This is a genomic window from Streptomyces swartbergensis, from assembly GCF_002148965.1.
Taxonomy (GTDB): Bacteria; Actinomycetota; Actinomycetes; order Streptomycetales; family Streptomycetaceae; genus Streptomyces; species Streptomyces swartbergensis.
Genome location: NZ_NGFN01000047.1, coordinates 23,976 through 32,908, shown reverse-complemented (window position 1 = coordinate 32,908; position 8,933 = coordinate 23,976). Strand labels below are relative to the sequence as shown.

The following is an 8,933-nucleotide window of genomic DNA, read 5'->3' as shown; positions in this document are numbered from 1 at the left end:
CCCCTTGGCCCCGCCCCCCTCAGCCCTTCTTCTTGGCCAGAGCCCACTCGTGCTGGGCCGCCACGTCCGCCTTCACCTCTGCCAGCTGGATCGCCACCGCGCTAGGGGCCGTGCCGCCCCTGCCGTCGCGGGAGGCCAAGGCTCCGGGGACGTTGAGGACCGAGCGGACCTCCGGGGTGAGGTGGGACGAGATCTTCGCGAACTGCTCGTCCGTCAGCTCGTCCAGTTCCTTGCCCTCGGCCTCGGCGACCTTCACGCACTCACCGGCCACCTCGTGGGCCACGCGGAACGGGACGCCCTGCTTGACCAGCCACTCGGCGATGTCCGTGGCGAGGGAGAAGCCGGCGGGGGCCAGTTCCTCCATGCGCTCGCGGTGGACCGTGAGCGTGGCCATCATGCCGGTGAAGGCCGGCAGCAGGATCTCCAGCTGGTCGATGGAGTCGAAGACCGGCTCCTTGTCCTCCTGGAGGTCGCGGTTGTACGCGAGCGGGAGGGCCTTGAGCGTGGCGAGCAGGCCCGTCAGGTTGCCGATCAGGCGGCCGGACTTGCCGCGCGCCAGCTCCGCGATGTCCGGGTTCTTCTTCTGCGGCATGATCGACGAGCCCGTCGAGAACGCGTCGTGCAGGGTCACGAAGGAGAACTCCTTCGTGTTCCAGAGGATGACCTCCTCGGCGATCCGGGAGAGGTTGACGCCGATCATCGCCGTGATGAAGGCGAACTCGGCGGCGAAGTCCCGGGACGCAGTGCCGTCGATGGAGTTGCCGACGGAACCGTGCTCGAACCCGAGGTCCTTGGCGACCGCCTCCGGGTCCAGGCCCAGGGAGGAGCCCGCCAGCGCGCCCGACCCGTAGGGCGAGACGGCCGTGCGCGCGTCCCACTGGCGCAGCCGCTCCGCGTCCCGGGACAGGGACTGCACGTGGGCGAGGACGTGGTGGGCGAAGAGGACCGGCTGGGCGTGCTGGAGGTGCGTACGGCCGGGCATCGCCACGTCGGGGTGGGCCTCGGCCAGGCCGATCAGCGCGTCCTGGAGCTCGGCGATCAGGCCGCCGAGGACCCGGGCGTGGTCGCGCAGGTACATGCGGAAGAGGGTCGCGACCTGGTCGTTGCGGGAGCGGCCCGCGCGCAGCTTGCCGCCGAGGTCGGGGCCGAGCCGCTCCAGCAGGCCGCGCTCCAGGGCGGTGTGCACGTCCTCGTCGGCGATGGTGCCCACGAAGGAGCCGTCGGCGACGTCCGCCTCGAGCTGGTCGAGCCCGGCGATCATCCGGGTCAGCTCGTCCTCGGTGAGCAGGCCCGCCTTGTGCAGCACGCGCGCGTGCGCACGCGATCCGGCGATGTCGTACGGCGCGAGCCGCCAGTCGAAGTGGACGGACGCGGACAGCTTGGCCAGGGCCTCGGCGGGACCGTCGGCGAAACGGCCGCCCCAGAGCCGTACGTCACCGCTGTTGCTGCTCACTTGCGTTGCTCCTAGAGAGGTATGGATGAGACGCGGACCTTTATATGCCCACGCCGGGTTCCCGTCGGGTATGTGCCCCGCCGTTCCCGCCGGGCTACGCCCGCAGGTGACGCTGCGCCGCGATCTTCGACGACAGGCTGTAGATGTCGATGAAGCCCTTGGCCGCGGACTGGTCGAAGGTGTCGCCCGTGTCGTAGGTCGCGAGGTCGAAGTCGTACAGCGACTGCTCGGAGCGCCGGCCGGTGACGACCGCGCGGCCGCCGTGCAGGGTCATGCGGATGTCGCCGGTGACATGCTGGTTTGCCTCGTTGACGAAGCCGTCCAGGGCGCGCTTGAGCGGGGAGAACCACAGGCCGTCGTAGACCAGCTCGCTCCAGCGTTGCTCGACGCCCCGCTTGTAGCGGGCGAGCTCGCGCTCGACGGTGACGCTCTCCAGCTCCTGGTGGGCGGTGATCAGGGCGATGGCGCCCGGCGCCTCGTAGACCTCGCGGGACTTGATGCCGACGAGGCGGTCCTCGACCATGTCGATCCGGCCGATGCCCTGGGCTCCGGCGCGCTCGTTGAGCTGCTGGACGGCCTGGAGCACGGTGACGGGCCTGCCGTCGATGGCGACCGGGGCGCCCTCCTTGAAGGAGATGACCACCTCGTCGGGCTCGCGGGCGACGGCCGGGTTCTGCGTGTACTCGTAGATGTCCTCGATCGGGGCGTTCCAGATGTCCTCGAGGAAGCCGGTCTCGATGGCGCGGCCGAAGACGTTCTGGTCGATGGAGTACGGCGACTTCTTGGTGGTCGCGATCGGCAGGCCCTTGTCCTCGCAGAAGGCGATGGCCTTGTCGCGGGTCATGGCGTAGTCGCGGACCGGGGCGATGCACTTCAGGTCGGGGGCGAGGGCCGCGATGCCGGCCTCGAAGCGGACCTGGTCGTTGCCCTTGCCGGTGCAGCCGTGGGCGACGGTCGTGGCGCCGTGCTTCCGGGCGGCGGCGACGAGGTGCTTGACGATCGCCGGCCGGGACAGGGCGGAGACCAGCGGGTAGCGGTCCATGTAGAGGGCGTTGGCCTTGATCGCCGGGAGGCAGTACTCCTCGGCGAACTCGTCCCTGGCGTCGGCCACTTCGGCCTCCACCGCGCCGCACGCGAGGGCGCGCTTGCGGATGACGTCCAGATCCTCGCCGCCCTGGCCGACGTCCACCGCGACCGCGATGACCTCGGCGCCCGTCTCCTCGGCGATCCAGCCGATGGCGACGGAGGTGTCAAGACCGCCGGAGTAGGCGAGTACGACGCGCTCGGTCACGGGTTCTTCCCCTCATACTGCAATCACTGACCTGCATGATTATGCAGACCTCCGCATGATTCGTCAATGTGCGGCGGATCGAGAGCCTGATTCCGGCCATGCCGAGATGACTTTGAAGATCCTTTGAACGCGTGAAACCGCTTGCCCGTACCTCTCGCCGAACGCAGGCGCCGCGTTTGACACCGACGACACCCCCGACCCCTAGTGAGGCATCCGCATGTCCAGGGCTCTTCCGAAGTACAACAAGCGTCGCGTCGGCTTCATCGGCGGCGCCGCCGCGGTGGCGCTGTCCGGCACGGTGATCGCCGGCTTCGCCCTCGCCGGGGAGACGCCCGACAGCGGCGGGACGAACGCCCGGACGCTGGCGGGTCCCGGCACCATCACGTGCCCGGACGTCACCGGCGAGCTGCCGGCGATCCCCGCCTCGGCGCAGGCGGAGGTCGACCGCAACCTCGCCCAGCTGAACACCCAGATCGAGGAGGCCAACAAGCGCCTCGTCGACACCGTCGGCCAGGGCGGCCCCAACTTCGTCCAGAACGCCATCCTCGGCCCCCTGGAGGACAAGCGCGTCGCCGCCCTGAACCGCATCGAGACCGCCATCGGGCGTGCCGCCGAGAAGCCGGAGGGGCTGGAGGCCTTCGCCGCCTGCCAGCTCAACGCCGACGGCGGCGCCGGAGCGGGCGAGGCAGCGGGTGGCCAGGAGGCGGGCGCCGGCGGGGAGGCCGGCGCCGAAGCCGGGGCAGGCGCCGAGGCCGGGGCAGGCGCCGAGGCCGGGGCAGGCGCCGAGGCCGGCGCGGGCGAGGAAGCCGGTGCCGGCGAGGAAGCGGGTGCGGGCGAGGAAGCGGGTGCGGGCGCCGGAGAGGACGCGGGCGCGGGCGAGGCGGGGAACGCGGGCGCCGGCACGATCACCTGCCCGGACGTCGCCTCCCAGCTGCCGGCGATCCCGGCCTCCGCCCAGGCCGAGGTCGACCGCAACCTCGCGCTGCTGGACACGCAGGTCGCGGAGGCCAACAAGCGACTCGTCGACACCGTCGGCCAGGGCGGCCCCAACTTCGTCCAGAACGCCATCCTCGGCCCCCTGGAGGACAAGCGGATCGCCACCGTCAACCGCATCGCCACGGCCATCGGCCGCACGGCCGAGAAGCCGGCCGGTCTGGACTCCCTGGCCGCCTGCACGCTCACCAAGTGAGGTGACAGGCGCTGTGGCCGCCCCGCGTGAGCGCCGGCCGGGGCGGCCACGGGCAGGCGCCCGGGGGCGGGGTCCGGCAGAGGTGACCGGATCCCGCAATTTCTTAGGCAACCGAAAGGTCTTCGCCCATAATCTTTAGACATGGGAAAGACTTATGAACGCATAGAAGGCCGGCTCCGCTCGTTCATCGAGGCGCAGCCGGTTTTCTTCACCGCCACCGCTCCCCTGTCCGCCGACGGCACGGTCAACCTCTCCCCCAAGGGCCTCAAGGGCTCCTTCGCGGTGCTCGACGACCTCACCGTGGCCTACCTCGACTTCGCCGGCTCCACCGCCGAGACCGTCGCCCATCTGCGGGAGAACGGGCGGATCACCCTGATGTGGTGCGCCTTCCAGGGCCCGCCGAACATCGTCCGTGTGCACGGCCGGGGAGAGCCGGTCTTCCGCGACGACCCCCGTTTCCGGGATCTGCTCGGCCACTTCCCGGACATCGACCCGGCACAGCACGGGCTGCGCGCGATCATCGTCGTCACGGCCGAACTCGTCCGCGACAGCTGCGGCTACGCCGTGCCCTTCATGGCCTACGAGGCGGACCGCGACCTGCACGGCAAGCGTTTCGCCCGCGAGGACGACGCGTCGCTCAGCGCCTACTTCGCCAAGAAGGAGCACATCGCGACCAGCCTGGACGGACTACCCGGGCTGCCGTTGCCGCTGCCTCCCTCTACGGTCTGAGGCATGCGCCCCGGTGCCGTCGCCCTCGCCGTCTCCTCCCTCGTCGTGCTCGGCGCCGGGCCGCCCGCCCCCTCCTCTCCACTGCCGGCCCGGATGGCGGACACCGGTGGCGGCACCCAGCTGATCACCGCGATGGCCCCGCGGACGGCCTCGACGACGGGCACGGTCACCTGGTGGGACCTCAGGGACGGGCGCTGGGTGAAGGCGGGTTCCGCGCCCGCGCGCTTCGGAGCGAACGGGCTGGTCGAGGGCGCGTTGCGCAGGCAGGGCACGAACACGACGCCCACGGGTCTGTACGGCCTGCCGTACGCCTTCGGCATCAAGGCCGCGCCGCGCGGGACGGCGTACACGTACCGCCGGGTGCACCGGGACTCCTGGTGGTGCCAGGACAACGACTCCCGCTCCTACAACCGCTGGACCGAGCCCCGCGCGGCCGACTGCCGGGCCGCCGAGTCCGAGCACCTGATCAGCTACGGCGAGCGGTACGCGCACGCGCTCGTCATCGGCTTCAACTACGGGCGTCCCGTGCGGGGACGCGGCGCGGGCATCTTCCTCCATGTCAACGGGCGCGGGGCGACGGCCGGTTGCGTGTCCGTGCCGCGGCGCGCCATGCGGACGATCCTCCGCTGGGCCGACCCGGCGAAGCGTCCCCACATCGCCGTCGGGACGACGGGCGGGGCCACCGCCGTCACCCGCTACTAGGGCCGGGACGCCGCCCCGGAACCCGTCCGGGTTACCGCCGGTCACTCCCGTACGCACACGACTCGGTGCACGGCTGAACACTCCCGTGTCCCGGCACGTATCTGTGGGCCAAGGGTCAAGTCCCCACGGAGGAACCGTGACCACCACGCTCGCAGGCGGCCGTGCCGCCCGCCGCCAGACGATGCGCCGCATCCGCCCGCGCCGCTCCCCGGCCGTACCGCTGCTGATCGCCCTGTGGGCGGGTGCGGCGGCCGTGCTGTGGCTGTGGTGGGACAACACAGCGTCGCTCGCGGACACCTCGGCCAAGATCCTTGCCGCGGGCCGGATCACCGGCCTGCTCGCCGGCTACCTCATGGCGCTGGTGGTGCTCCAGATGGCCCGGGTGCCCGCGCTGGAGCGGCGGGTGGGTACCGACCGGGTCGCCCGCTGGCACGCCATGACCGGCCGCTACACGCTCTGCCTGGTCCTCGCCCACGTCTTCCTCACCATGTGGGGCTACGCCCTCCAGGCGGGCAAGGGGCTCGGCGCCATCGTCCAGCAGACGACCGACTCCATCAACCAGCTGCCGGACATGGGCAAGGCCGCCATCGGCACGGGCCTGCTGTTCGTCATCGGGATCCTCTCGATCGGCGGCGTCCGCCGTCTGATCGGGTACGACACCTGGTACCACGTGCACCTGCTCACCTACGCGGCGGTGTACCTGACGTTCTGGCACCAGATCACGACCGGCAACGAGTTCGCCGTCGAGCCCGCCGCCAAGACCTTCTGGTACGGGCTGTACGGCGCTGTGACCGCGCTCGTCCTCTGGTACCGGATCCTCACCCCGATCCGCCTGAACCTGCGGCACCGGATGCGGGTCGAGGCGGTCATCGAGGAGACCCCGGGCATCGTGTCCGTGCTGATCGGCGGGCGCAAGCTGCACCGGATGGGCGCGGAGGCGGGCCAGTTCTTCCGCTGGCGGTTCAAGGCGCCCGGCATGCGCTTCAGTTCGCACCCGTACTCCCTGTCGGCGGCGCCCCGCCCGGACATGCTGCGGATCACCGTCAAGGCGATCGGTGACCACACCTCCCGGCTGCGCGAGCTCCAGCCCGGCACCAAGGTGTGGGCGGAGGGCCCGTACGGCGCGATGACCGCGCAGCGCCGCAGCCGCGGCAAGGTACTGCTGGTCGCGGGAGGTGTCGGCATCACACCGATGCGGGCCCTGTTCGAGACTCTGCCGGGCGCCTCCGGCGACATCACGCTGCTCTACCGGGCCAACAGCACCCAGGACCTGGCCCTGTGGAGCGAACTCGCCAAGATCGCCGACGAGCGCGGGGCCCGGCTGATGTACGCGGTCAACAGCCCCGACGGGGAACGCCCCGACATCTCCGCGGAGTCCCTCCAGCGGAAGATCCCGGACATCCGCGACCACGACGTCTTCATGTGCGGGCCGCCCGGCTTCGCGCAGTCGGTGTACGAGGCTTTGCGCGGCGCGGGAGTCCCCGCCCGCCGTATCCATCACGAGTCGTTCGAGATGTGAGCGACGGGACATCAACAGCCCTTCAGGAGCTTGAGAAACGATGAGGAAGAGTCACCCCGTCCGGCGTGCCGTGCTCGCCGGCGCAGCCACCGTCTCCGGGATCGTGCTGCTGCTGTCACTGAAGCCGGCCTCCGACCCGGGCTCCGCCCAGGCCGCGGGCGGTCAACTCCCGCCCGCGGCCGCCGGGCAGGCCCCGCAGGGCGGCGTGAACGGCGCGGTCACCGGTGACGCGGTGCAGACGCAGTACGGCGCGGTGCAGGTACGCCTGACCATGAGCGGCGGCAAGATCACTCAGGCCGAGGCGGTCCAGGCCCCCAAGGGCGGCCGCAGCGACCAGATCACCTCCGCCTCCGTCCCCCGCCTCAACCAGGCGGCCGTCGCCGCCCAGAGCGCGGACATCGACGCCGTGTCCGGGGCGACGTACACCAGCGCCGGCTACAAGAAGTCCCTCCAGTCCGCCCTGGACAAGGCCAAGGCCTCGGCCGGCGGCGCGCAGGGCTCGGGCAACGCCCAGACCGTGACCGGTGACGCGGTGCAGACGCAGTACGGCCCGGTCCAGGTCCGCATCACCGTCGCCGGCGGCAAAATCACCAAGGCCGAAGCCGTCCAGGCCCCCAAGGGCGGCCGCAGCGACCAGATCACCTCCGCCTCCGTCCCCCGCCTCAACCAGGCGGCCGTCGCGGCGGGGAGCGCGGAGATCGACGCGGTCTCGGGCGCCACGTACACCAGCGCCGGCTACAAGAAGTCGCTCCAGTCGGCTCTGGACAAGGCTCCGGCAGGGGGTGGCTCCTCCCAGGCCGCCGGCTCCGGGGGCGGGCAGGCCCAGACTCGGACGCTCACCGGCAGTGTCGCGCAGACGCAGTACGGCCCGGTCCAGGTCCGTATCACCGTCGCCGGCGGCAAGATCACCAAGGCCGAAGCCGTCCAGGCCCCCAAGGGCGGCCGCAGCGACCAGATCACCTCCGCCTCCGTCCCCCGCCTCAACCAGGCAGCGGTCGCGGCCGGAAACGCGCAGATCGACGCCGTCTCCGGAGCCACCTACACCAGCACCGGCTACAAGCAGTCCCTCCAGTCGGCTCTGGACCAGGCCGGTGGCTGACACGGTGGCCGACTCCGCACAGGCTCCCGCCGCGGTACGTCATGCGGAGGAGACGATGGGGACCGTCTTCTCCTTCGACGTCCGCGGCGGGGAACCCGGCGCCGTGCGCGCGGCGGTGGACGAGGCCGTCGCCGGGCTGCACCGGGTCGACGAGGTGTTCAGCACCTACCGCGAGGACAGCCAGATCTCCCGGCTGCAACGCGGTCAGCTGACGGTCGGGGAGTGCGATCCCGAGGTCGCCGAGGTCCTGGAGCTGGCGGCCGAGGCGGAGCGGCTGAGCGACGGCTGGTTCAGCACGTCGTACGGGGGCCGCCTCGATCCGACCGGCATCGTCAAGGGCTGGGCGGTCGAGCGGGCGGCGCGGCAGCTGGCGGCGGTGCCCGGAGTGAGCGGGGTGAGCCTCAACGGCGGCGGGGATGTGCAGTTGCTCGGCGTTCCGGGTGCGCAGCGGCCGTGGCGGGTGGGGATCTCGGATCCCCTGCGGCCCGGGGGTCTCGCGGCGGTGATCTCCGCGGCCGGGGTGGACGAGCTGGCCGTGGCCACGTCGGGGACCGCCGAGCGGGGTGCGCATATCGTCGACCCTCGCACGGGGCGTTCGGCCGTGACCGACCTGGTCGCCGTGACGGTGGTGGGGCCTCGGCTGACGTGGGCGGACTGCTGGGCCACGGCGGCGTTCGCGATGGGGTCGCGGGAGGGGCTGGCCTGGCTGGAGTCGCTGCCGGGGGTTGAGGCGCTGCTCATCACTGCCGGTGATGAGGTGCGTTGTACCGGGGGATTGGCGGCCCGGCTGGGATGAGTCGGGGCTGAGGCCGGGGCGTGTCGCTCGCCCGCGCTGGCGGGGTGCCGCTTCTCTGGGACGGGTGCCGCCCTTGGCGGCACGACTGCCCGCAGGTATGGAGGGGCGCGGGGCTGTATCCATGTGCGGCTCCGCCGCGTGGGCGCGACCAGCCA

The 8,933-nt window shown here is 71.7% G+C and carries 8 protein-coding genes; 6 read left to right on the top strand and 2 right to left on the bottom strand.

Annotated features, from left to right (window positions below; all coding sequences use genetic code 11):
• Positions 1-19: 19 nt before the first annotated feature.
• Together argH and CA983_RS10900 are read right to left on the bottom strand one after the other, a co-directional pair.
• Positions 20-1,453, bottom strand: a complete 1,434-nt coding sequence (gene argH / locus CA983_RS10905; RefSeq protein WP_086600682.1) for an argininosuccinate lyase — start codon at positions 1,451-1,453, stop codon at positions 20-22.
• Positions 1,454-1,547: 94 nt separating this feature from the next.
• Entirely contained in the window at positions 1,548-2,744 is a 1,197-nt protein-coding gene (locus tag CA983_RS10900) for an argininosuccinate synthase (protein ID WP_086600681.1), read from the bottom strand.
• 217 nt (positions 2,745-2,961) lie between these two features.
• On the opposite strand from CA983_RS10900, the gene CA983_RS10895 reads away from it, so the two are divergent.
• The 6 genes from CA983_RS10895 to CA983_RS10870 all read left to right on the top strand — a co-directional run bounded on the left by CA983_RS10895 (position 2,962) and on the right by CA983_RS10870 (position 8,778).
• Complete coding sequence (locus CA983_RS10895) at positions 2,962-3,933, top strand: hypothetical protein (RefSeq protein WP_086600680.1); 972 nt, start codon at positions 2,962-2,964, stop codon at positions 3,931-3,933.
• 141 nt (positions 3,934-4,074) lie between these two features.
• On the top strand, positions 4,075-4,662 hold the full coding sequence (locus CA983_RS10890; RefSeq protein ID WP_086600679.1) for a pyridoxamine 5'-phosphate oxidase family protein: 588 nt from the start codon (positions 4,075-4,077) through the stop codon (positions 4,660-4,662).
• Between the two features lie 3 nt (positions 4,663-4,665).
• Positions 4,666-5,364: a L,D-transpeptidase family protein gene (locus CA983_RS10885; RefSeq protein WP_086600678.1), complete on the top strand. Its 699-nt coding sequence runs from the start codon at positions 4,666-4,668 to the stop codon at positions 5,362-5,364.
• Between the two features lie 136 nt (positions 5,365-5,500).
• Complete coding sequence (locus CA983_RS10880) at positions 5,501-6,883, top strand: ferredoxin reductase family protein (RefSeq protein WP_167407353.1); 1,383 nt, start codon at positions 5,501-5,503, stop codon at positions 6,881-6,883.
• 40 nt (positions 6,884-6,923) lie between these two features.
• A complete protein-coding gene (locus CA983_RS10875) occupies positions 6,924-7,982 on the top strand; it encodes an FMN-binding protein (protein ID WP_086600677.1) in 1,059 nt (352 codons plus the stop codon).
• Positions 7,975-8,778 (top strand): FAD:protein FMN transferase, encoded by an 804-nt coding sequence (locus CA983_RS10870; RefSeq protein ID WP_244206784.1) that lies wholly within the window; start codon positions 7,975-7,977, stop codon positions 8,776-8,778. The genes CA983_RS10875 and CA983_RS10870 overlap by 8 nt, the downstream gene beginning before the upstream one ends.
• Positions 8,779-8,933 lie beyond the last annotated feature (155 nt).

Coding starts and splice junctions, on each gene's coding strand:
- CA983_RS10885 (WP_086600678.1), top strand. CDS start 4,666: ATGCGCCCCGGTGCCGTCGCCCTCGCCGTCTCCTCCCTCGTCGTGCTC.
- CA983_RS10890 (WP_086600679.1), top strand. CDS start 4,075: ATGGGAAAGACTTATGAACGCATAGAAGGCCGGCTCCGCTCGTTCATC.
- CA983_RS10875 (WP_086600677.1), top strand. CDS start 6,924: ATGAGGAAGAGTCACCCCGTCCGGCGTGCCGTGCTCGCCGGCGCAGCC.
- CA983_RS10895 (WP_086600680.1), top strand. CDS start 2,962: ATGTCCAGGGCTCTTCCGAAGTACAACAAGCGTCGCGTCGGCTTCATC.